Source organism: Cloacibacterium sp. DMC96 (assembly GCF_056313765.1).
The window spans coordinates 636,165-658,178 of record NZ_JBQUZQ010000002.1; the positions used below are offsets into that span (position 1 = coordinate 636,165).

Here is a 22,014-nt window from a genome sequence, read left to right on the forward strand (position 1 = left end):
CAATTTTGAAGATGAAAGAGAAGGTTTTTAACTTCAAAAATCGTAAATCAAAAATCGTAAATCAAATATAAAATGGACTTTATTTACCAAGATCCGTATCCAATTCTAAAGGATGACACTGTTTATAAAAAACTCACTTCAGATTACGTAAAAGTAGAACAATTAGGTGATAGAGAAATCTTAACCGTTGACCCAAAAGGTTTAGAACTTTTGGCGGAAAAAGCAATGGAAGATGTCTCTTTTATGCTTCGTTCTGAGCATTTGGCAAGTTTACGCAGAATTATAGATGATCCAGAAGCTACTGATAATGATAGATTTGTGGCTTATAATTTATTACAAAATGCAGCGGTTGCGGTAGAAGGTGCATTACCTTCTTGTCAAGATACAGGAACTGCAATTGTGGTAGCAAAAAAAGGAGAAAATGTTTACACAGGTGTAGATGATGGTGAATTTTTAAGCCGAGGAATTTTCAATACCTATAAAAATAGAAACTTAAGATATTCTCAGATTGTTCCTTTGAGCATGTTTGAAGAGAAAAATTCAGGTTCTAACCTTCCTGCACAAATTGATATTTATGCAAAAAAAGGAAATTATTACGAATTTTTATTCTTAACGAAAGGAGGTGGTTCTGCGAATAAAACTTTCTTATATCAAAAAACAAAATCTCTATTGAACGATAAATCTTTAGAAGAATTTATCCGTGAAAAAATTATGGATTTAGGAACTGCAGCTTGTCCGCCTTATCACTTAGCTTTAGTTATTGGTGGAACTTCTGCCGAAGCTAATTTAGCAGCGGTGAAAAAAGCATCAGCTAAATATTATGACAATCTTCCTACAGAAGGAAATATGGCTGGTCAAGCGTTCAGAGATTTAGAATGGGAAAAAAGAGTGCAAGAAATTTGTCAGGAATCTGCAATCGGGGCGCAATTTGGTGGAAAATACTTAACCCACGATGTTCGAGTTATCAGATTACCGAGACACGCAGCTTCTTGTCCTGTTGGAATGGGTGTTTCTTGTTCTGCAGACAGAAATATCAAAGGAAAAATTACCAAAGACGGAATTTTCTTAGAACAATTAGAAACCAATCCAGCGCAATATTTACCTGAAACAGCTCCACATTTAGAACCAGCTGTGGAAATAGATTTGAACAAACCAATGCCAGAAATTTTGGCGGAATTGTCTAAATATCCAATCAAAACTCGTTTAAAACTGAACGGAACACTGATTGTAGCAAGAGATATTGCTCATGCAAAAATCAAAGAATTATTAGATGCTGGAAAACCAATGCCAGAATATTTTAAAAATCACCCGATTTATTACGCAGGTCCTGCTAAAACTCCAGAAGGAATGCCAAGTGGAAGTTTCGGGCCTACAACTGCGGGAAGAATGGATGTTTATGTAGACGAATTCCAGAAAAATGGAGGAAGTATGATTATGCTTGCTAAAGGTAACAGGAGCAAAGATGTAACCAATGCTTGTGCAAAATACGGCGGTTTCTATCTAGGTTCTATTGGTGGACCTGCTGCAATTTTGGCGAAAGAAAATATTCTTTCGGTGGAAGTAGTGGATTTCCCAGAATTAGGAATGGAAGCGGTAAGAAAAATAGAAGTTAAAGATTTCCCTGCGTTTATCATTACAGATGATAAGGGCAATGATTTCTTTGCCGCTTTGGCTCATTAATGAAGAAAATGTAAATATTCGGTGTAGATTTAGCAGTATGCGACAAAATTCAATAAAAAAACTTTTGTCGATTAAAAAAATGTTATATTTTTGCCTAAAATAATAGAAATTATGTTTTTAGCAGGATTTTGGCCAGTTTATCAGTTCCTTTGGACCGTTTATTTTATCGTAATGTTCCTCATAGGATTTTGGTGTATTTTCATGTTCTTTGGAGTAGTGATTCCAATGTGGTTAACTGAAGGTTTAGCTGAATATTTCGGAAAAACTAAGAAATTTAACCCAGAAGACATCAGAAGAAAAACTCTTCTAGAGCAAGAAGGTGTAGAAGTTATCTACAACCAACCAAAAGGAGACGGGCCTTATTTACACGCTGGTCATCATTAATTGAGGTGACATTGCTTTTCTCCCTGAATTTGAGAAAAGTAATATCAAAGCAAAACAAAATATATTTAAAATCTGTTCAGTTTTCTGAGCAGATTTTTTTATTCCCTTCTTTTAGAGGGGTGTCAAATCTTTGATTTGACGGGGTGTTTCTTTAAGAGCAGGAAAATTTGAATTTTTTTGAAACTTCAGTCCAGATTTCCGCTGCAATCTTTTTTGTTCACATTTCGACTCCGCTCAATGAGACAAAAAAGGATTTTAGCTGCAAACCAAACGAAGTGGTTCGAAGAAGTCAATCGATTCTAATTTTCACTTTCAGTTATTCTTTAGAACAATAAAAATCGAAGAATTATCAGACTTTCAGCTTCCATTTTCTTAATATGTTTTTCATTTTATTACAGGTTCTTCCACTTGATTCTTTTTACTTTTGTCTTGGCTCTTTAAATTCCTTATCTTTGCACCCAAATAATTTTAGACTATGTCAAAAAGTTTAATCCCAAAACTTCAAGCAATTAAGCAACGTTATAACGAGGTTGCTGATTTAATTATACAACCAGATGTGATTACTGACCAAAAAAGATACGGTCAGCTCAATAAAGAATACAGCGATTTAGGAAAAATCGTGAAGGTTTTTGATGAGTATATGCAAGCTTTAAATACGATTGAAGAATCAGACGAAATCATCGCAGATGGTTCTGATAAAGATTTCGTAGAATTAGCTAAAATCGAAAAAAACGAAGCTTTAGAAAAAATCCCGGGCTTGGAAGAAGAATTGAAAGTGCTTCTAATTCCAAAAGATCCTGCAGATGATAAAAACATCATCCTAGAAATGCGCGCTGGAACTGGTGGTGACGAAGCTGCGATTTTTGTGGAAGATATGTACAGAATGTATTCTATGTACTTCAAAACCAAAGGTTGGAGACACGAAGTTACCGATTCTTCTGAAGCGTCTAAAGGTTACAAAGAACTTGTGATGAAAGTAGAAGGAGAAGGAGTTTATGGAATTATGAAATTTGAATCGGGTGTTCACCGTGTTCAGAGAGTTCCAGAAACGGAATCTCAAGGTAGAGTGCATACTTCGGCGATTACGATTGCGGTTTTACCAGAAGCGGAAGAAGTAGATGTAGAAATAAATCCTGCAGATATCGAGATGCAAACTTCTCGTTCTGGTGGAGCTGGTGGACAAAACGTAAACAAAGTAGAAACAAAAGTTCAGTTAACACACAAACCTTCAGGAATTGTGGTGGTTTGTCAACAAGCGCGTTCTCAGTTGGCAAACAGAGAGTTAGCTATGGAAATGCTTCGTGCGAAATTGTATGACATTAAATTACAAGAAGTGGTAGGAGATATTGCGGCACAACGTAAAACGATGGTTTCTACCGGTGACCGTTCTGCAAAAATTAAAACCTACAATTATCCTCAAGGTAGAGTTACCGACCACAGAATTAATAAATCTATCTACAATCTAGATGCTTATATGAATGGCGATATCCAAGAAATGATGGATGCCGTAATTATGGCAGAAAATGCGGAGAAAATGAAAGGACAAGAGGAAATTTAAAGAATTTCTGAAAATATATAAAAAAAGCTCCCGATTTTGGGAGCTTTTTTATTCTTTATTCAAGATGTCTTTTAAGTCTTTGCATTTCTGAATTGAAATTATCTTTAAAAATATTTACTTTAAAAAACTCTCGTTCATTGTTATTTTTAATTGCGTATTCAACAGCTGAAATAAAAATATCTTCAACTTTTTGGATTTTTGTTTTGTATAAGTTTTCGGAAATTATCCAACTTTCACAAGCAAACATGAGTAAATTAGTTATTTTGGTTTGTACTTTTGAATCAGATTCTTTGAAAAAAGTATTAATATACGGTTTCAATTTTTTTTCATCCTTTTTATTGTATCCCATTAGAAGAATTGATTTTTTTTCATATGGAAAAAAATTAATAAAAACTTCTGAAACTCTTTCCATGTCTTTTCCTTTTTCTACTCTATAGTTTATCATTTCTAATGTGGTTTCATAATTGTAGAAAGCTGATAAGCATATATCTATTTTATTCATTTCCCTAAATTGAAAAATAAAATTTTGAGTATTGTGAAAATAATCTTCCCATATATCAGCTTCATTTTGTTCCAAATCATTAATTCCTAATAATTGTTGATGCATAAATCCATATAATAATTTAAGGTTTAATTTTGAGGATTTGTCACTTTTCATCAAAAATTTTATTTGCTCAATAATAACTTGTTTACGATAAATCTCATTATACAGCGTTCTTAACGTAAATAATAGACAACTATGATAGTTGTTGAAATCAATTTTATTGTCCTCAATGATTTTGAATAGTTCTTTATCATGTGTCTTACAAAAACAATTAAAAGAAAATACTTTGTTTAATCCACTTTTTTCAAAATAGAATTTCTTATTAGAGAATTGATTTATTTTCTTTTCCCAAACGTGACCATTATGGGATATTTGATTTATTATACCATTTTTTTGTAAAATATGAGAGTTAATAGAGGTTTCATTGCAATTTGGATGATAACAGGTTTTAATCTTCTTTTTTGCTATTTTTTGACCTTCAATCCATAAATTTGAAATTTCTAATTCTGATAACATATTATGTTTTGGTTTAGACAAATAAATAAGTTTTTGTAATTTCTATTTTTGTTCTAAATTAAAAAAAAAACTAAATAAAGAAATTACGGAAAACCATAAACAAAAAAGTCGAGAAATTATCTCGACTTTTATTTTTGATTGTCTGGCAAAGGCAAATGGTATTTCCTGAAAATCTCTACTGCTTTTTGTACATCTTCCATATCAGCTGGTCGGCAATTTTCTAGAGGATAAGCTCTGCCAATTTCTTTCCATTTGTGTGCGCCCATTTGGTGAAATGGCAAAATATCTACGCGTTCTATATTTTTGAACTGAGAAACATATTTCGCCCAATTTTCTAAATCTTCGGCGTCATCTGTATAACCAGGAACTAGAACGTATCTTAGCCAAGTTGGTTTGTTGATTTCAGATAAATATTGCATAAACTGAAGCGTAGGTTCTAGCTCTACTTCTGTTAATTTTAGATATTTTTCAGGATTAATATGTTTAATGTCTAGAAGCACCAAATCTGTAATTTCTAAAACTTCTTTTATATCATCACTAAACAAATAACCATTGGTATCTACACAAGTATGAATGCCGTTTTCTTTACATTTTTTGAATAATTCCAGAACAAATTTGGCTTGCATCAAAGGTTCGCCACCCGAAACGGTAACGCCCCCAGATTTTATAAAACCTTTTACTTTTTCTATCTCGTGAAAGGCTTCTTCTACGGACATTTTGGTTTTCTCGCCTTTGTTCCAAGTATCAGCGTTATGACAATAGAGGCAACGCAAATGGCAACCTTGCAGAAAATAAACAAATCTAATTCCTGGGCCGTCTTTGGTGCCGAAAGTTTCGTATGAATGGATAAATCCGTGATTTGACATGAGTATATTTTTGTCTTTTTGTTTTTGATTTTATGAATCTAAATTATAAACCAAAGATAATGATTAATAACTCTAATTAAAAAACGCTTCGGCTCCGCTCAGCGTGACAACTTTAATAAAAACTGTAAATTTTCAGCATTGTCATGCTGAGCGGAGTCGAAGCATATTCTTAAAAAAAGAGTTAAGAAATTTCTTAACTCTTCTTCAAGATAATTGATGTTATATATAAATTAGAAACATTCTGTGATGGTTCTGTTGATGACATCTAATTGTTGTTCTTTAGTCAACTTGATGAAATTCACTGCGTAACCAGAAACTCTAATCGTTAATTGAGGATATTTTTCTGGATGCTGCATTGCGTCTTCTAACAATGAACGGTTGAAAACATTTACATTTAAGTGGTGACCTTTTTGGTTGAAATAACCGTCTAAAAGTCCAACTAAATTTCCTTGTTTTTCGTCTAAAGTTTTTCCTAAAGTTTCAGGCGTAATCGCAAAAGTGTAAGAAATACCATCTTGAGCGTGTTCGAAAGGTAATTTAGCAACAGAAGCGAGTGATGCTACTGCACCTTTTGTGTCTCTTCCGTGCATAGGATTTGCTCCAGGTCCGTAAGGTTCACCTTCTCTTCTTCCGTCTGGTGTATTTCCTGTTTTTTTACCGTAAACTACGTTTGAAGTAATGGTAAGAACAGATTGTGTAGGAATTGCATTTCTGTAAGTTTTTTGTTTTCTTACTTTATTCATGAAAATTTCTACAATTTCTGCTGCGATTTTATCAGTATTATCATCGTTATTTCCGTAAGGAACGTAAGGTTTTTCTACTACATAATCTACTGCGATTCCGTTTTCGTCTCTTATTACTCTTACTTTTCCGTATTTCATTGCTGCAAATGAGTCGGCAACGATAGAGATTCCTGCAATTCCACAAGCTTGAGTTCTGATAACATTTACATCGTGAAGTGCCATTTCATAAGCTTCGTAAGAATATTTATCGTGCATGTAGTGAATAATGTTCAATGCCTGAATGTAAGTTTCTGCTAACCAATCCATCATTTTATCAAACTTATTCCAAACATCATCGAAATCAAGATATTCGCCTTCTACTTTTGGCATTTCTGGAGTTACTTGAACTTTTGTTAATTCATCAATACCACCATTAATGGCATATAATAAAGCTTTAGGCAAATTAGCTCTCGCTCCGAAATATTGCATTTGTTTTCCTAAAGACATCGGAGAAACACAACAAGCGATTCCATAATCATCATTAAAGCAATCTCTCATTAAATCATCATTTTCATATTGAAGAGATGAAGTGTCGATAGAAACTTTAGCACAATATTTTTTCCAGTTTTCTGGTAATTTTTCGCTCCAAAGAACAGTTAAATTTGGTTCTGGAGATGCACCTAAATTGTATAAAGTGTGTAATAATCTGAAAGAGTTTTTGGTTACATAAGAACCGCCGTCTTTATTTAAACCACCAATTGATTCTGTTACCCAAACTGGATCACCAGAGAAAAGTGAATCGTATTCTGGAGTTCTTAAGAATCTGATGATTCTTAATTTCATTACGAAATGGTCAATCAATTCTTGAGCTTCAATTTCTGTAAGAACGCCTCTTTTAATATCTCTTTCAATGTAAATATCTAGGAAAGTAGAAACTCTACCAATAGACATTGCAGCACCGTTTTGGTCTTTAGTAGCTGCTAAATATGCGAAATATAACCATTGAATAGCTTCTTTAGCGTTGGTTGCAGGTTTAGAAATGTCAAAACCATAAGATTCTGCCATTTTTTTAAGTGCTTTCAATGCATTGATTTGCATAGTGATTTCTTCACGAAGTCTTACGATTTCTTCGTTCATACCATCACAATCCATATTTTCGAAATAATCTTGTCGGTCTTTAATTAAAAAGTCAACACCATATAAAGGAACTCTTCTGTAATCCCCAATAATTCTACCTCTTCCGTAAGCGTCTGGTAAACCGGTTACGATTCCAGAATTTCTAGCTTTTCTAATCGGTGAATTGTAAGCAGAGAAAACACCTTCATTATGAGTAACTCTATATTTAGTATAAATTTCTTTAGTTGCTTCGTCTAATTCATAACCGTAAGCTTTTAAGCCATCTTCCACCATTCTAATTCCGCCATTTGGGAAAATAGCTCTTTTTAGAGGCTTATCAGTTTGAATTCCTACGATTTTTTCTAAATTTTTATTGATATAACCAGCTCCATAAGCATCAATCTGAGATGGTTTTTTCGTTTCGGCATCATAAATTCCTTTTTCTCTCTCTGCTTTGAACATTTCAGATAGTTCTGCCCAAAGTTGATTGGTTGCTTCAGTAGCAGGAGTTAAGAAGCTTTCGTCTCCAGTATATTCTGTGTAATTGTTTCTAATAAAATCACTTACGTTAATTTCCTTTTGCCAAACTCCGGGTTTAAAACCAATAGTTGCTTCCATAATGTTATTTTTTTGTTTGTTTCTAATTGTAATTTTGGGCTTATTTTCCTTGAAATTTTAGTCATCAATAGGTTAAAAAAGCGAAGCAAAGTTAGGAAGATATTTTGCCTGAGAACAACGATTAATCATGATATAAATTAGGGTTTCATTTGATTTTTTGAATAGAAAAATAGCACTTTGATAGACCGAATAAGTAATGTTGGCGAATTATTTTGATTAGAAGTTAATAAATTTAATTAAAATGAAAATAATTATCAGTTTTAAATAAAATTAATAGAAATTCCGCAAAAATTTTTATATATGTTTATCAAAAATTAAATTTTACATTTTTTGCTATCAAGGAGCCCAAATCGCCTAAAATTTCACTTTTTTTTAAAATTAAAAATATCGTAAATTTACTCATCGAAATTTCATGAAATGAGAACGAAAATTCAAAACGTAAATCCCGATTTTAAAAATTTTGGATTTACTTCTAATACAGAAAACTATTCTTTTGAAAAAGATGGACTTCAACTAAAATCTTCTTACACTTCTGAAGATTCAGAAGCTTTAAAATCAAAAGGTTACAGCGCAGGAATTGCTCCTTATTTGAGGGGGCCATATTCTACGATGTACGTTCAAAAACCTTGGACGATTCGTCAGTATGCAGGTTTTTCTACCGCCGAAGAATCCAATGCTTTTTATAGAAGAAATCTTGAAGCAGGACAAAAAGGACTTTCTGTAGCGTTCGATTTGGCAACGCACAGAGGTTATGATTCTGACCATCCTAGAGTTGTAGGAGATGTAGGAAAAGCGGGAGTTGCTATAGATTCTGTAGAAGATATGAAGATTTTGTTCAATGAAATTCCATTGGATCAAATTTCGGTTTCTATGACCATGAATGGAGCGGTTTTACCGATTTTGGCATTTTATATTGTTGCCGCAGAAGAACAAGGTGTTTCTCAGGAACAACTTTCGGGCACTATCCAGAATGATATTTTGAAGGAATTTATGGTGAGAAATACTTACATCTATCCACCTGCTCCTTCTATGAAAATTATCGCAGATATTTTCGAATATACCTCTCAAAATATCCCAAAATTTAATTCGATTTCTATCTCTGGTTATCACATGCAAGAAGCAGGAGCCACTCCAGTTTTGGAAATGGCTTATACACTTGCAGATGGTTTGGAATATGTAAGGACGGGGATAAAAGCAGGGATGAATGTTGATGATTTCGCGCCGAGATTGTCATTTTTCTGGGCAATCGGAATGAATCATTTTATGGAAATTGCCAAAATGAGAGCCGCAAGATATATTTGGGCGAATCTTTTGACGCAATTTAATCCTCAAAATCAAAAATCTTTAGCGTTAAGAACACACTCGCAAACTTCCGGTTGGTCTTTGACAGAGCAAGAACCGTTCAATAATATTACCAGAACTGCGATTGAAGCACTTTCTTCCGCTTTAGGAGGAACACAGTCTCTACACACGAATGCTTTAGATGAAGCCATTGCTTTGCCAACGGATTATTCCGCAAAAATTGCGAGAAATACTCAAATTATTCTTCAGCAAGAATCAGGAATTTGTGATGTTGTCGATCCGATGGGTGGAAGTCATTTGGTAGAAGCATTGACTCAACAAATGATTGAGGAAGCGCAGAAATATATCGACGAAGTAGAACAAGAAGGCGGAATGACGAAGGCGATAGAAGCGGGAATTCCGAAGATGAGAATAGAAGAAGCGGCAGCTAGAAAACAAGCGAAAATTGATAGTGGTGAAGAATTTATCATTGGTGTAAATTCTTTTAAATCCAATCAAAAGCAGCCAGAATTTGAAATTCTAGACATTGACAATACGGAAGTTCGTAGAAAACAAATCGAAAGATTAGAAAAAATAAAAGCAGAACGAAACGCAGAAAAAGTAGAAGAAATTTTAACAGAAATTCGTGAAGCAGCTATAAATAGAGACAAGAATCTTTTGGCTTTAAGTATAGAAGCAGCGAGAAGAAGAGTAACTCTTGGTGAAATTTCAGATGCTTTAGAAAGTAATTTCGGAAGATATAAAGCCAATATCAAAACCATTTCAGGTGTATATGCTATGAATGCCAATAAAAATGAATATTTTGAAAAAGCGGTGGCGCTTACTCAAAAATTTGAGGATAAAGAAGGTCGTAGACCAAGAATTATGGTAGCGAAAATGGGACAAGACGGTCACGACAGAGGTGCAAAAGTAGTAGCAACTGCCTTTGCAGATATGGGATTTGATGTAGATGTGGCTCCGCTTTTCCAAACGCCAGAAGAAGTGGCGAAACAAGCCGTAGAAAATGACATTCATATTTTGGGCGTTTCTTCTTTAGCAGCAGGTCATAAAACCTTGGTTCCTCAAGTGGTAGAAGAACTCAAAAAATTAGGTGCAGATGATATTACGATTGTAGTAGGTGGTGTAATTCCACAACAAGATTATGATTTCTTGTATGCAAATGGCGCTGATTTTATCTTCGGACCTGGAACGAATTTACCGAAATCAGCGGTGGAAATTTTGGAGAAATATTTAGGATAAAATTTAAATAAATAATTGAATTTACAGAAGGAAACTTAATTTAAGTTTCCTTTTTTCATATAAAAACCTAACAAAAATCACTGAAATCATTCATATCACTTCATGAGGTGTGTTAAGCGGATTGGCGTACCTTTATACCACCAAAAAAAGCCTAAAAACCCAATTGAAATGGAATTAACCACATTACAAAAAATTAATAATCTGATAAAAGATTTGCCAGATTATTTAGCAGAGGAATTATTGGAGTATATAGAATACTTGGTATATAAATTTCACAAAGACGAAGATTTAAGTGACGAACAAAAAAGAGTAATACTGAGAGGTCTAGAAGATATAAAGTATGGCAGAAGTCATTTGAATGAAATTACAGAGACAGAGTAAAAGTTCTTCATATCAAATCAAATTTTTTTTCATTAAAGCTTCAGGTTTCTGAAGCCTTTTTCGTTATGGCATTTTTCTAAAATTCTACCAGAAAAAAGTGTAGAAATTCTATTTTGATTTTCTTTTAGCAATTTCAAATTTTTAGAAAATAGTTTGAAATACTTTCTTAATTTTGTTAAGATGAAATTTTCTACAGAAGAACTTTTACAAGGAATATTAGCCCAAGACAAAAGAATTCTTGGGAAAGCCATTACTTTAATCGAAAGTAAAAAGCCAGAGCATAGAGTTTTGGCTGAAGAACTGCTGAAAAAAATCCTGCCTTACACTGGTAAATCTGTAAGAATAGGAATTACTGGAGTCCCTGGTGCGGGGAAATCTACATTTATTGAAAGTTTCGGAAAATTTGCGATTTCTCAAGGCAAAAAAGTGGCGGTTTTAGCCATTGACCCAAGTTCTTCGGTGAATAAAGGTTCTATTCTAGGAGATAAAACCAGAATGGAAGAATTGGCAAAAGACGAAAACGCATTTATTCGCCCTAGTCCGAGTTCTGGATTTCTTGGCGGAGTTGCCAATACTACTTTTGAAACTATGCTTATTTGCGAAGCTGCTCGTTATGATTACATTTTGATAGAAACGGTAGGAGTTGGTCAATCAGAAGTTTTGGTTGCGGATATTTCGGATGTGATTTTGTTGCTCAAAGTTGTAGGAACTGGTGATGAATTGCAAGGCATTAAAAGAGGTTTAATGGAAATGGTAGATGTTATTTTTATCAATAAAGTACATGAAGAAAATCTAAAAGAGGCCAGAATGCACCGTTCAGAATTGATTCATGCATTGCAGTTTCAGCACCCAAAAGAAAAAGATTGGAAAGTGCCTGTTTTGTTAGGTTCCGCCCTTCATAATGAAGGTTTAGACGAAGTTTATCAAAAAATAAATGATTTCATTTTTTTAAAAATAAAAACTGGAAGGCTGGAAGAAGTAAGAAAAATTCAAGCCGAAAAACGTTTTGAATATTGGGTTCATCAATATATTTTAAGCGCAACTAAATCTACCCATGAGCTTGAAAATCAGTTCGAAAGTCATAAAAAAAATGCTTCAGAACTGAAGTCTAATCCAAGTTCTGAAGCTAAAGTTTTTGTAGAAAGTTTATTGAATAAAAAACTCTAAACTATTTCTTAGAAATTTCATTTTTCATCAAGTAGCCATTATAAGAAATGGGTTGTCTGTCGTTAGAATCTATAGAAACGTAGGCACTACCGTTTTTATAAACTTCTATGTAAATTACTCTTACACGGTCTACATCTTTAGGAGAAATGGTATACACTAAGTTTCCTTTTTTGTTTAGAATTTTACTCAGGGTAAAATCTTTAGAAGTAAAACGGTAACTGTTTTTAGAAGTGTCATAACTTGGATTAAACATTCTGCCAAAGTATGGCAAAGTCACATCTAGCTCTTTTTCTTTCAAAACCACAGTATAACCATAATCTAAATCTAACATTCTAGCCGAATTACCGTTTGGCATAGAATTCATCACATTGATAACATCAAAATTGGTAGGGTTGGCTCTCTCTGCCATAAAAGTAAACTGATTAGAAGTTGTAATTTCCTCTAAAGTTTTGGGGTCTATATTAATTTGTGAAGAACACGAATATAAAAAAGAGAGTAGTCCAAAGAAACTCAAATAAATTAATTTTTTCATAATAGGATAGGTGTTGAGTTAAACTATTAATTATCAATACAAATTTAATGCAAAACTTATCAGGATTTAATTTCTTTTTTATATAATTTCTACATAATTTTTTATGGAATAAAATTTGTTATAATTTTGTTTCAAATATTAAATCACATAAAAATGAAAATAAAAACTATTATCGCTACCGGAGCCGTTTCTTTAGCATTAGTTGCTTGTGTTACGAATCCAATTACAGGTAGAAAATCTGTACAAATTGTAGGAAATGACCAACTTTCTGCAATGGGAGTGCAAGAATATCAAACTGCGCTTTCTAAAGCTAAAGTTATCACCAATACTACTGATGCAACTCGAGTAAAAAATGTAGGAATTAGAATAAAAAATGCTGCGACTAATTATTATAAAAGCATTGGTAGAGAAGCAGATTTGCAAGGTTATAATTGGGAGTTTAATTTATTGGAAGACAAACAGTTAAACGCTTGGTGTATGCCTGGTGGAAAAGTAGCCTTCTACACAGGAATTATGCCCGTTTGTAAAGACGAAACGGGTATTGCTGTAGTAATGGGACACGAAGTTTCTCACGCTCTTGCAGGTCATGGAAATGAAAGAATTTCTCAAGCGATGATTGCACAATATGGTGGTGCGATTGCCGGTGGTGTAATTTCGAATGATAAATTACAACAAGTTTTTAAAGTCGCGTATCCAATTGGAGCGCAAGTTGCTCTTCTTAAATATGGAAGAAGTCAAGAATTGGAAGCAGATCAAATGGGATTATATATTATGGCAATGGCTGGATATGACCCAAGACAATCACTACCTTTCTGGGAAAGAATGGAAGCTCAAGCTGCCAATTCACAAAGACCACCAGAATTTTTATCAACTCACCCAAGTCCAGATACTAGAAGATCAGACTTAAATAAACATATGACCAAAGCGCTTGAATATTATAAACAAGCTGGTGGAAAAATGTAAATAATTTGAAATAATAATAAAAACCTTCTTAAATTTTTTTAAATTTGAGAAGGTTTTATTTTAAAAAACATTAAAATGAAAAATTTAACAATTATAGGAATTCTTCTTTTAGGCATTTCTGGATTGCTGTTTTATTTGACCACCAATTTAGAAGTAGAAGAATTTACACTTTCTCATTTTATGGGAATAATGGGAGGCGTAGGAATTGGTTTAATTATAGGGGGAATTGTAGGATATGTAAGTAAAGGCTCTTCTATAAAAGCTGAGCAAAAAAGAAAAGAATGGCAAAGATTACAGCAAGAAAAAATAGAGATTGAACAACAAGCTGCTGAGTTAGCTCAACAAAATGTAAGTCCAAATCCTAATAATTCTGAAAATAGTAATCTATAAAATGAAAAATCTCCGCAGCGAAGCTGCGGAGATTTTTTTATGTTTTAATGAATTTCCTTAATTTTTAGAAATTTAAACCAACTCCAAACATTAATAAACTCGGTCTGTTGTCATATCTAATTACTTCGTTAGAAGATACATTCGTATTGATAAATTCTCTTTGGTCATTGCTAAATGCACCTTCGTATCTTGCAGAAACTACCAATTTAGAAATAGTAACTTGTGCGCCGAATTGATAGCCTAAAGTAAATTCTTTCGTAGCATTTTCTTTAAAATCATTATATTGATTATCTGTAGAAAGATTGTAAGAAGCTACCGGTCCTGCATAAATACCTAATGTTTTTCCTAATACATTATATCCTACTAAAACAGGTAAATCTGCTCTGTTGTTTTTAACTTTTAAAGTAGTGTTGGTTCCATCTACTGTGAATTCTTTACTAAAAGTAGTGTAATACAATTCTGGTTGAATAAAAATTCCAAGAGGTGTATCAATTTTTAGTGAAATACCTGCGTTATAGCCTACGTTATTCTTTCCTTTGTCTTCGTATGCATCTACAGTTCCATTTTTTATATTTTCCCAAGTAGGATCACCAGTTTGGTAGATGATATTTGCTTTCGCTCCGAAAGTTACCTGTGAGAAAGACAGCAATGATGCCGTTACAAATAATGTGCTAAATATTTTCTTGATCTGTTTCATTTTCTATTGTTGTTATAATGTTATCTATACTTGTTTTATTGATTTTGATAAGATATTCTCTTAATTCTTTAAATAATTCTGAAGAATAAACGAAATCTATCAGGTAATTATTGTCTGAGGTGATTAAAATATCTTTTGTTCCTTCCCATTCTTTAATTCCTTTTCTCAAGTATACAATTTTCTCGCCAATTGTCATTACAGAATTCATATCGTGAGAATTTATAATAGTAGTGGTATTATATTCTTCGGTGATTTCTGCAATTAAATCATCTATAACATTTGCTGTAAAAGGGTCTAATCCAGAATTTGGTTCATCACAAAACAAATATCTTGGGTTATTAACAATTGCTCTCGCAATCGCTACTCTTTTTTGCATTCCTCCTGAAATTTCAGATGGAAATTTTTTTTCTGCATTTTCTAAGTGAACTCTCCCAATTACTTCTTTTACTCTTTTTTTCTTTTCGGTAAAAGTAAGATTGGTAAACATATCTAGAGGAAACATAATATTGTCTTGAACCGTCATTGAGTCAAACAATGCGCTTCCTTGAAAAACGGTTCCGATTTCTGCTCTTAATGCTTCTTTTTCTTGACGAGACATGCCTACAATATCTCTCCCGTCAAATAGAATATGTCCGCTAGTTGGTTCAAAAACATTCAGTAAACTTTTTAGAAATACCGTTTTCCCGGAACCAGACTGTCCTATCACTAAGTTTACTTTTCCGGTTTCGAAAGTGGTGGTAATTCCTTTGAGAACTTCTACACCATCAAAACTTTTTCTTAAATCTTTTACTTCTATCATTAGCTTAGGAACATTTGAGTTAATATTAAGTTGGCAATGATGATGGCAACTATCGTCCAAACTACAGCTTGTGTACTTGCTCTACCTACTTCTAGTGAGCCTCCTTTTACTCTATATCCAAAAAATGCTGGAATAGTTGCAATAAGGAATGCAAAAACAGCTGTTTTTAAAAATGCATACCAAATATAAAATTGTGGCATATACATTTGAATTCCTGCAATATAATCAGCTCTAGACCAATTTCCTGTGGCAATACCTGCAAGATGGCCTCCCCATATTCCGAAAACCATACTTATAGCAATTAATAAGGGATTGAAAATTACACTTGCTAAAATTTTAGGTAAAATCAAGAAATTTGCAGAATTTACTCCCATGATGTCTAAAGCGTCTATCTGCTCCGTGACTCTCATGGTTCCAATACTCGAAGTGATGTAAGAACCTACTTTTCCAGCTAAAATTACAGAAATAATAGTAGGCGCAAACTCTAGAATGAGTACAACCTTGGTTGCATAACCAATAAAAGGTGAGGGAATAGGAATGGTAGCATTTCTAAAGTTATTATACATCTGTATTGCAATAACCGCTCCCACAAATATAGAGGTAAATAAAGTGAGTCCAAAAGAATTTACTCCCAAGTCATTAATTTCTCTCATGAGAAGTTTAAAAAAAACTTGCCTTTTTTGAGGTTTTTGAATTACTTTTCCTAGAAGTAAAAAGTATTGTCCTATTGAGCTTAAAAGTTTTAACATAACCGTGCGAAGTTACATTTTTTAGGTTTAATAATTTTATAGAATTTCAATTTATTGTTCTAAATGGCTTTTTGGTCGCCTTTTATTACTAATAAGATGGTTTTCAGGATGATAACAATATCTAGAGTAAGGCTCCAATTTTTTACATAGAATGAATCTGCCAAAATTCTCTTTTTCATTTCTATTTCCATTTCGCCAGTGTCACCACGCAAACCGCTTACTTGGGCAAGTCCTGTAATGCCAGGTTTTACCAAGCTTCTCACCGAATATCTACCAATTTTTGCCTTGTAAAATTCATCAATTAATAACATATGAGGTCTAGGTCCTACTACAGACATATCTCCTCTTAAAACATTAATGAATTGAGGCATTTCGTCTAAACTGGTTTTTCTTAAAAATCTACCAATTTTTGTTATTCTGCTGTCATTTTGTGAGGTAGTCTTGGTTGCAGATTCTTCATTTTCAATCATGGTTCTGAATTTGAGACATTCAAAAACTTCATCATGAAATCCATATCTTTTTTGTTTAAAGAATACGCTTCCTTTACTGTCTAATTTGATTAATAAAGCAATGATAGGAAATAGCCAAGTCGCAATAAAAATTAAAACCAAAAGCGAGAATAAAATATCAAAACTTCTCTTGATAATCGCATTGCTATAATAATGCAAAGGAAATTTCGAAGGTGTTAAAATCGGTTGAGTTTCTATGTAGCCCAAATCATATTGGAAAAACTCATTTTGAATAGCACTTGGAATTAATGAAATTTTTATCTTATCATTTTCTGCCTCTCTATTGATTTCTTCAAGGAGTTTTTTGCTTAAATGATTTTGAGTAGGAATAAAAACGGTGTGAATTTCTTTTTCTCTCCAAAAATTTTGAAGCTCCGAAATGTTAATTTCTTCATTGGGAAATTCATAAACTCTATAACCATAATCTTTACGTTGGGTAACAATATTTTTTAAAATTTCAGAAGATGAATTTTCTGCGATAAACATTACATTTCTGTAGTTTCCACCTTGTGCTCTAATGTACTTTAAGGTAAAGAAAATGAATGACTTAACCAAAAATAAAATAATGAAAAGCGTAAACGTAATCCAGAATCTTTCATACTTCAAAAATTCATTATTGCTGACTCTGGCTAAAAGTACAATTCCCAATAAAAAGATAAAAATATGAGTAACAATACGCTCTACATAAAGTGTATACGTAAGGTTTCTGGGAATGGAATATAATTTTGTTCTTCCACTTAAAAGAATCCAAAAAAGACTTAATAACAGAAGTGACAAAACGTTTTCCTCTGTTCTTGCTTTTTCTAAAACATATTCGTGTCTCATCAGAAAAAAGAACACGAAAACAGCCGCCACGATTAAAATATCGAGGATGATGATAGCGCTTTTAAAATATCTAGAGTATCTTAATTTCTGCATGTTTTAGAAAGTAAAGTCCTTACAAAGTTGCTAAATTTTATGGAATATTAAGATATTTATGTGTTTGTACAGAAGCTTGCCATTTAGGATTTGCCAAAATAAAATCGGTAATCTTAGGATACATTTCGTTTCTTTTGCTCCATTCACTTTGTAGATACAGTTTACAATCTTCTGAAACTTTTGCAGCTTGTTCTTCAGCGAAGGTGAAATCATGGTTGTTAAATACAATGATTTTCAGTTCATTAGCTACTTTGTAAATTTCTTCTTTTGGTAAGCCTGTTTTCTTAGGAGAAAGCGTAATCCAATCAAGTGTTCCGCTCATATCATAAGCTCCAGAAGTTTCGATGTGAATTTGGCAACCCAATTCTTTTAATTTTTTGGTCAAAATTTCTAAATTCCACATCAGTGGTTCTCCACCTGTTAGAACAATGGTTTTACAATAACTTGCTGCAATTTCTGCAATTTCTACTGTATCCATCAAAGGATGTAATTCTGGGTCCCAACTTTCCTTCACATCACACCAATGACAACCTACATCACAACCGCCTAATCTTATAAAATAAGCGGCTTTTCCGGTGTGGTGACCTTCTCCTTGTAAAGTATAAAAATGCTCCATCACTGGGAGCATTTTTCCTTCTTTTAATAATATTTCTTTTGTTAAATCCAATTCTTAATCTTTATAAATCGTGTGTTTGTATGCTAAAATAGTATTTTTTAATAACATCGCTCTTGTCATTGGTCCAACTCCTCCTGGAACTGGAGTAATCCAACTTGCTTTTTTCTCACAACTAGCAAAATCTACATCTCCTACAATTCTATAACCTTTTGGAGCATTAGCATCTTCTACTCGGGTAATTCCTACGTCTACAATCACTACAGCATCTTTAATCATATCTTCTTTTAAGAATTCTGGATCTCCTAATGCAGTAATCACAATGTCTGCATTTTTGGTAAATTCCTCAATGTGTGGAGTGTAAGAGTGCGTTACCGTAACCGTAGCATTTCCCGGGAAATCTTTTCTTCCCATTAAGATAGACATCGGTCTTCCTACGATTTTACTTCTGCCGATAATGACACAGTTTTTACCTTTGGTTTCAATGTTATAACGTTCTAGTAATGTAAGGATTCCAAAAGGTGTAGCCGGTAAAAATGTACTCATTTCGAGTGCCATTCTTCCAAAATTTTCGGGGTGAAAACCATCTACATCTTTATGAGAATTAATCGCCATGATTACTTTTTCTTGGTCCATCTGTTTTGGTAAAGGCAACTGAACGATGAATCCGTCAACTTCTGGGTCTACATTGAGTTCTGCAATTTTTTCTAAAACTTCTGCTTCAGAAGCGGTGCTCGAAAATCTGTAAAGCGATGAGGTAAATCCTACTTCTTTACAGTCTTTTATTTTGCTGGCAACGTAAGTTTCGCTCGCGCCGTTGTTTCCTACTAAAATTGCTGCGAGATGAGGTGCTCTTTTGCCGCTTGCAATAATTTTTTCTACGTCTGCTTTAATTTCAGCCTTTATTTCTTTAGAAACTTTTAGACCGTCGAGAATTTGTGCCATGTTTTTTTCTTTTTATTTTACTTTTTAGATTTATTTCAAATTTACTTATTTTCTTTGAAATAGTTTATTAAACCATTTGTAGAAGAGTCATGTGAGTTTACTTTCTCATTATCAGTAAGTTCTGGTAAAATTTTTCCTGCTAAAACTTTTCCTAATTCTACACCAAATTGGTCAAAACTAAATACGTTCCAAATCACACCTTGCACGAAGATTTTGTGTTCATAAAGTGCGATGAGTTGTCCAAGTGAAAATGGAGTTAGTTCATTGATAAAGAATGAATTAGTAGGTGTATTTCCCATGAAGGTTTTGAATTTTACTAATTTTTCAATTTCTTCTTCAGATTTTCCTTCTTTTACCAATTCTGCTCTTGCTTCGTCTTCGTTTTTTCCGAATGCAAGTGCCTCAGTTTGAGCGAAAAAGTTCGCTAATAATTTTTCTTGATGGTCTGAAACTTCGTTACAAGATTTTACATAAGCGATAAAATCCGCAGGAATGAGTTCTGTTCCTTGGTGAATCAATTGATAGAAAGCATGTTGACCATTCGTTCCTGGTTCTCCCCAAATAATTGGACCAGTTTGATAGGTTACATATTCGCCATTTCTGTCTACTGATTTTCCGTTAGATTCCATATCTCCTTGTTGAAGATACGCTGCAAATCTATCTAAATATTGAGAGTACGGTAAAATAGCATAAGAACTTGCATCAAAGAAATTTCTGTACCAAATTCCCAAAAGCCCCATTAAAACAGGAACGTTTTCTTTGAAATCTGCCGTTTGGAAATGCACATCGGTTTCGTAAGCTCCTTTCAATAAATTTTCAAAATTTTCATAACCTACCGCTAAAACGATGCTTAAACCAATAGCGCTCCAAAGTGAATATCTTCCGCCAACCCAATCCCAGAACTCGAAAATATTTTCTTCTGCAATTCCGAATGCTTTAACCGCTTGAATATTAGTAGATAAAGCTACAAAGTGTTTCGCTACATCTTCTTCTTTTCCAGCTTTTAAGAACCAAGATTTTGCAGAATTTGCATTGGTCATGGTTTCTTGAGTGGTAAACGTTTTAGAGGCTACGATGAAAAGCGTAGTCTCTGGATTTAAGTTTTTCACTACTTCTGCCATGTGATTTCCGTCTACATTCGAAACGAAATGTACATTTAATCTTGTTTTGAAATGTTTAAGTGCCGAAACCACCATTACAGGTCCTAAATCTGAACCGCCAATTCCAATGTTTACCACATCAGTAATTTCTTTTCCGCTGAAACCTTTATGTGCTCCAGAAATTACTTTTTCTGAGAAAGCTTTCATATGGTCAAGAACTTTTTTGATTCCTGGTTTTATGTTTTCGCCGTCTACAAGGATTTCTTTGTCAGAAAAATCTCTCAAAGCAGTGTGAAGTACCGCTCTTTTTTCTGTTTCATTTATTTTTTCGCCAGAAAACATAGCATTGATGGCAGTTTTCAATTGTGTTTCTTCTGCCAATTGAAGCAATAAATCAAATGCTTTTTGGTCAATTAAATTTTTAGAAAAATCAAAAAGATAATTTTCTTTTTTTACTGAAAACTGTTGGAAACGATCAGCATTTTCTTGAAAAAGTGTTCTTAGGTCAAAATCATTTTGTGCAAAATGTTCGTTGAGTGATTTCCAAGCTTGTGTGTTTTCTGGATTTATTTTTGGTAACATAATTCTTTTGGTTTAAGGTTTAACAACTAAAATTTACAGTTTTATTCATCTTCATAAAACGGACAAAGTCCGTGCAAATTTACGCAAAAATAAAAGCCCCAAAAAATTTAAGGACTTTAAGATTTTATGAATTTTGTTATCTTTGAGGAAATTAATAACATGAAGAAAATATTACTACTTTTAGCTACTACATTCATGAGTTTAAGTTGTTTGGTAGCACCAAAAACAGAAAAATTGGTTTGGGATGTCAATAATAAAATGGATAATGTCTTTTTTATTGGCGAAAACTTCGATTATTATAAGAATGGAGAAGATTATATGAAATCCGTAGAAAATGAATTCAATAATAGAAATATCAAAAATGCAGGATATTTTTATAATGAAAGAGTTCTAAATGCTGAAAAAAAGTTGAAAACAAAAATAGAAATGGCAAATCCTAAGTATATTCTTACTATTTCGCTTACTGCTATTACGAAAGGAAACGGAAAAACTTATTTTCTATCATTATTTGATACGGAAAAGAAAAAAGAAGTGTGGGAAGATTATGTTTTAGGTTCAGCTTTTGATGGACCTAGAAAGTTTTCGAAAAATTTAATGGTGAAACTCGAAAAAGAAAAAATTATTAATAAAATTAAATAACCTGTAAAATGAGAAAACTATACTTTTTCTTTCTTCTTTTGATTATAACATCTTGCTCCACAAAAAATGTTTTAGTAGATGTATCTTCTGATCCTAATCTTAATAATGAAAATTTTAATGATGTATTTATTATTGTAAATATTTGGGGAGTGAGTGATGAAGCCAATTATTATAAAAATTTAACGAATCATCTTACTGCAGAATTTAAAAAAAGAGGAATAGACGCAACAGCTTTTATTTATAATAAAAACATGGTGAATGGGGATGAGATTTTGCGTCAAAAATTAAATATTTTTAATCCTAAATACATCATGGAGTTTAAATCTGTGAATGATATATTTATTGTGATCAAAGAAGTGGAAAGCGAAGACGAAATTTGGAAGGCTTTTCTTAGAAATCCTTTTGTTTCCTCTGAAAAATATACTCAAATAATTTTTGGAGAATTACAGAAACATAAAATTATAAAGCCACAGTAAAAAGCCCCG

Annotated in this window: 21 protein-coding genes; 10 read left to right on the forward strand and 11 right to left on the reverse strand. The window is 33.0% G+C overall.

Annotated elements, in window-relative coordinates:
- Positions 1-72 precede the first annotated feature (72 nt).
- The 3 genes from ACT53I_RS11900 to prfA all read left to right on the forward strand — a co-directional run bounded on the left by ACT53I_RS11900 (position 73) and on the right by prfA (position 3,622).
- Positions 73-1,680, forward strand: a complete 1,608-nt coding sequence (locus ACT53I_RS11900) for a fumarate hydratase (protein WP_104792880.1) — start codon at positions 73-75, stop codon at positions 1,678-1,680.
- Positions 1,681-1,791: 111 nt separating this feature from the next.
- A complete protein-coding gene (locus tag ACT53I_RS11905) occupies positions 1,792-2,064 on the forward strand; it encodes a hypothetical protein (RefSeq protein ID WP_165785720.1) in 273 nt (90 codons plus the stop codon).
- Between the two features lie 475 nt (positions 2,065-2,539).
- On the forward strand, positions 2,540-3,622 hold the full coding sequence (prfA, locus tag ACT53I_RS11910) for a peptide chain release factor 1 (RefSeq protein WP_476079816.1): 1,083 nt from the start codon (positions 2,540-2,542) through the stop codon (positions 3,620-3,622).
- 55 nt (positions 3,623-3,677) lie between these two features.
- On the opposite strand, the gene ACT53I_RS11915 is transcribed toward prfA, so the two are convergent.
- The 3 genes from ACT53I_RS11915 to pflB all read right to left on the reverse strand — a co-directional run bounded on the left by ACT53I_RS11915 (position 3,678) and on the right by pflB (position 8,004).
- Positions 3,678-4,682: a hypothetical protein gene (locus tag ACT53I_RS11915; protein WP_476079817.1), complete on the reverse strand. Its 1,005-nt coding sequence runs from the start codon at positions 4,680-4,682 to the stop codon at positions 3,678-3,680.
- Positions 4,683-4,810: 128 nt separating this feature from the next.
- Positions 4,811-5,548: a pyruvate formate-lyase-activating protein gene (gene pflA, locus ACT53I_RS11920; RefSeq protein WP_476079818.1), complete on the reverse strand. Its 738-nt coding sequence runs from the start codon at positions 5,546-5,548 to the stop codon at positions 4,811-4,813.
- A gap of 230 nt (positions 5,549-5,778) precedes the next feature.
- On the reverse strand, positions 5,779-8,004 hold the full coding sequence (gene pflB, locus ACT53I_RS11925) for a formate C-acetyltransferase (RefSeq protein ID WP_476079819.1): 2,226 nt from the start codon (positions 8,002-8,004) through the stop codon (positions 5,779-5,781).
- Between the two features lie 417 nt (positions 8,005-8,421).
- Between pflB and scpA the strand changes: the two genes are divergently transcribed.
- The 3 genes from scpA (at position 8,422) to meaB (ending at position 12,093) form a co-directional block, all read left to right on the forward strand.
- Positions 8,422-10,545, forward strand: a complete 2,124-nt coding sequence (scpA, locus tag ACT53I_RS11930; RefSeq protein WP_476079820.1) for a methylmalonyl-CoA mutase — start codon at positions 8,422-8,424, stop codon at positions 10,543-10,545.
- A 168-nt stretch (positions 10,546-10,713) separates the two neighbouring features.
- Positions 10,714-10,926, forward strand: coding sequence for a DUF2281 domain-containing protein (locus ACT53I_RS11935; RefSeq protein ID WP_461377285.1), 213 nt, complete (start codon positions 10,714-10,716; stop codon positions 10,924-10,926).
- 180 nt (positions 10,927-11,106) lie between these two features.
- Positions 11,107-12,093, forward strand: coding sequence for a methylmalonyl Co-A mutase-associated GTPase MeaB (gene meaB / locus ACT53I_RS11940; protein WP_476079821.1), 987 nt, complete (start codon positions 11,107-11,109; stop codon positions 12,091-12,093).
- Between the two features lies 1 nt (position 12,094).
- Here the strand turns inward: meaB and ACT53I_RS11945 are convergent, their stop codons facing one another.
- A complete protein-coding gene (locus tag ACT53I_RS11945; RefSeq protein ID WP_476079822.1) occupies positions 12,095-12,625 on the reverse strand; it encodes a DUF4251 domain-containing protein in 531 nt (176 codons plus the stop codon).
- A gap of 153 nt (positions 12,626-12,778) precedes the next feature.
- On the opposite strand from ACT53I_RS11945, the gene ACT53I_RS11950 reads away from it, so the two are divergent.
- Together ACT53I_RS11950 and ACT53I_RS11955 are read left to right on the forward strand one after the other, a co-directional pair.
- A complete protein-coding gene (locus tag ACT53I_RS11950; RefSeq protein ID WP_476079823.1) occupies positions 12,779-13,588 on the forward strand; it encodes a M48 family metallopeptidase in 810 nt (269 codons plus the stop codon).
- 75 nt (positions 13,589-13,663) lie between these two features.
- Entirely contained in the window at positions 13,664-13,978 is a 315-nt protein-coding gene (locus ACT53I_RS11955) for a hypothetical protein (protein WP_476079824.1), read from the forward strand.
- Between the two features lie 64 nt (positions 13,979-14,042).
- Here ACT53I_RS11955 and ACT53I_RS11960 read toward each other — a convergent pair whose 3' ends face one another.
- From ACT53I_RS11960 to pgi, 7 genes are read right to left on the reverse strand one after another with little or no spacing between them, the layout of a single operon-like run.
- Positions 14,043-14,675 (reverse strand): porin family protein, encoded by a 633-nt coding sequence (locus tag ACT53I_RS11960; protein WP_476079825.1) that lies wholly within the window; start codon positions 14,673-14,675, stop codon positions 14,043-14,045.
- Positions 14,650-15,474, reverse strand: a complete 825-nt coding sequence (locus ACT53I_RS11965; RefSeq protein ID WP_476079826.1) for an ABC transporter ATP-binding protein — start codon at positions 15,472-15,474, stop codon at positions 14,650-14,652. Before ACT53I_RS11965 ends, ACT53I_RS11960 begins: the two co-directional genes overlap by 26 nt.
- Complete coding sequence (locus tag ACT53I_RS11970) at positions 15,474-16,223, reverse strand: MlaE family ABC transporter permease (protein WP_476079827.1); 750 nt, start codon at positions 16,221-16,223, stop codon at positions 15,474-15,476. Before ACT53I_RS11970 ends, ACT53I_RS11965 begins: the two co-directional genes overlap by 1 nt.
- A 59-nt stretch (positions 16,224-16,282) precedes the next feature.
- A complete protein-coding gene (locus tag ACT53I_RS11975; RefSeq protein ID WP_476079828.1) occupies positions 16,283-17,650 on the reverse strand; it encodes an exopolysaccharide biosynthesis polyprenyl glycosylphosphotransferase in 1,368 nt (455 codons plus the stop codon).
- 37 nt (positions 17,651-17,687) lie between these two features.
- Positions 17,688-18,278: a 7-carboxy-7-deazaguanine synthase QueE gene (locus ACT53I_RS11980; protein ID WP_476079896.1), complete on the reverse strand. Its 591-nt coding sequence runs from the start codon at positions 18,276-18,278 to the stop codon at positions 17,688-17,690.
- A gap of 42 nt (positions 18,279-18,320) precedes the next feature.
- Entirely contained in the window at positions 18,321-19,208 is an 888-nt protein-coding gene (locus tag ACT53I_RS11985) for a bifunctional 5,10-methylenetetrahydrofolate dehydrogenase/5,10-methenyltetrahydrofolate cyclohydrolase (protein WP_476079829.1), read from the reverse strand.
- Positions 19,209-19,249: 41 nt separating this feature from the next.
- Positions 19,250-20,890 (reverse strand): glucose-6-phosphate isomerase, encoded by a 1,641-nt coding sequence (pgi, locus tag ACT53I_RS11990; protein ID WP_476079830.1) that lies wholly within the window; start codon positions 20,888-20,890, stop codon positions 19,250-19,252.
- A gap of 159 nt (positions 20,891-21,049) precedes the next feature.
- On the opposite strand from pgi, the gene ACT53I_RS11995 reads away from it, so the two are divergent.
- Positions 21,050-21,529, forward strand: coding sequence for a hypothetical protein (locus tag ACT53I_RS11995; protein WP_476079831.1), 480 nt, complete (start codon positions 21,050-21,052; stop codon positions 21,527-21,529).
- Between the two features lie 8 nt (positions 21,530-21,537).
- Positions 21,538-22,005, forward strand: coding sequence for a hypothetical protein (locus ACT53I_RS12000; protein WP_476079832.1), 468 nt, complete (start codon positions 21,538-21,540; stop codon positions 22,003-22,005).
- The last annotated feature ends 9 nt before the right edge of the window (positions 22,006-22,014 follow it).

Excerpts from the sequence above, each read along its gene's own strand:
- ACT53I_RS11945 (WP_476079822.1), bottom strand. The coding sequence starts at position 12,625 with ATGAAAAAATTAATTTATTTGAGTTTCTTTGGACTACTCTCTTTTTTA.
- ACT53I_RS11985 (WP_476079829.1), bottom strand. The coding sequence starts at position 19,208 with ATGGCACAAATTCTCGACGGTCTAAAAGTTTCTAAAGAAATAAAGGCT.
- ACT53I_RS11960 (WP_476079825.1), bottom strand. The coding sequence starts at position 14,675 with ATGAAACAGATCAAGAAAATATTTAGCACATTATTTGTAACGGCATCA.
- ACT53I_RS11900 (WP_104792880.1), top strand. The coding sequence starts at position 73 with ATGGACTTTATTTACCAAGATCCGTATCCAATTCTAAAGGATGACACT.
- ACT53I_RS11950 (WP_476079823.1), top strand. The coding sequence starts at position 12,779 with ATGAAAATAAAAACTATTATCGCTACCGGAGCCGTTTCTTTAGCATTA.
- scpA (WP_476079820.1), top strand. The coding sequence starts at position 8,422 with ATGAGAACGAAAATTCAAAACGTAAATCCCGATTTTAAAAATTTTGGA.
- ACT53I_RS11915 (WP_476079817.1), bottom strand. The coding sequence starts at position 4,682 with ATGTTATCAGAATTAGAAATTTCAAATTTATGGATTGAAGGTCAAAAA.
- ACT53I_RS11935 (WP_461377285.1), top strand. The coding sequence starts at position 10,714 with ATGGAATTAACCACATTACAAAAAATTAATAATCTGATAAAAGATTTG.
- ACT53I_RS11980 (WP_476079896.1), bottom strand. The coding sequence starts at position 18,278 with ATGCTCCCAGTGATGGAGCATTTTTATACTTTACAAGGAGAAGGTCAC.
- prfA (WP_476079816.1), top strand. The coding sequence starts at position 2,540 with ATGTCAAAAAGTTTAATCCCAAAACTTCAAGCAATTAAGCAACGTTAT.
- pflB (WP_476079819.1), bottom strand. The coding sequence starts at position 8,004 with ATGGAAGCAACTATTGGTTTTAAACCCGGAGTTTGGCAAAAGGAAATT.
- pgi (WP_476079830.1), bottom strand. The coding sequence starts at position 20,890 with ATGTTACCAAAAATAAATCCAGAAAACACACAAGCTTGGAAATCACTC.
- ACT53I_RS11970 (WP_476079827.1), bottom strand. The coding sequence starts at position 16,223 with ATGTTAAAACTTTTAAGCTCAATAGGACAATACTTTTTACTTCTAGGA.
- ACT53I_RS11955 (WP_476079824.1), top strand. The coding sequence starts at position 13,664 with ATGAAAAATTTAACAATTATAGGAATTCTTCTTTTAGGCATTTCTGGA.
- ACT53I_RS11995 (WP_476079831.1), top strand. The coding sequence starts at position 21,050 with ATGAAGAAAATATTACTACTTTTAGCTACTACATTCATGAGTTTAAGT.
- ACT53I_RS11905 (WP_165785720.1), top strand. The coding sequence starts at position 1,792 with ATGTTTTTAGCAGGATTTTGGCCAGTTTATCAGTTCCTTTGGACCGTT.
- ACT53I_RS11965 (WP_476079826.1), bottom strand. The coding sequence starts at position 15,474 with ATGATAGAAGTAAAAGATTTAAGAAAAAGTTTTGATGGTGTAGAAGTT.
- meaB (WP_476079821.1), top strand. The coding sequence starts at position 11,107 with ATGAAATTTTCTACAGAAGAACTTTTACAAGGAATATTAGCCCAAGAC.
- ACT53I_RS11975 (WP_476079828.1), bottom strand. The coding sequence starts at position 17,650 with ATGCAGAAATTAAGATACTCTAGATATTTTAAAAGCGCTATCATCATC.
- pflA (WP_476079818.1), bottom strand. The coding sequence starts at position 5,548 with ATGTCAAATCACGGATTTATCCATTCATACGAAACTTTCGGCACCAAA.
- ACT53I_RS12000 (WP_476079832.1), top strand. The coding sequence starts at position 21,538 with ATGAGAAAACTATACTTTTTCTTTCTTCTTTTGATTATAACATCTTGC.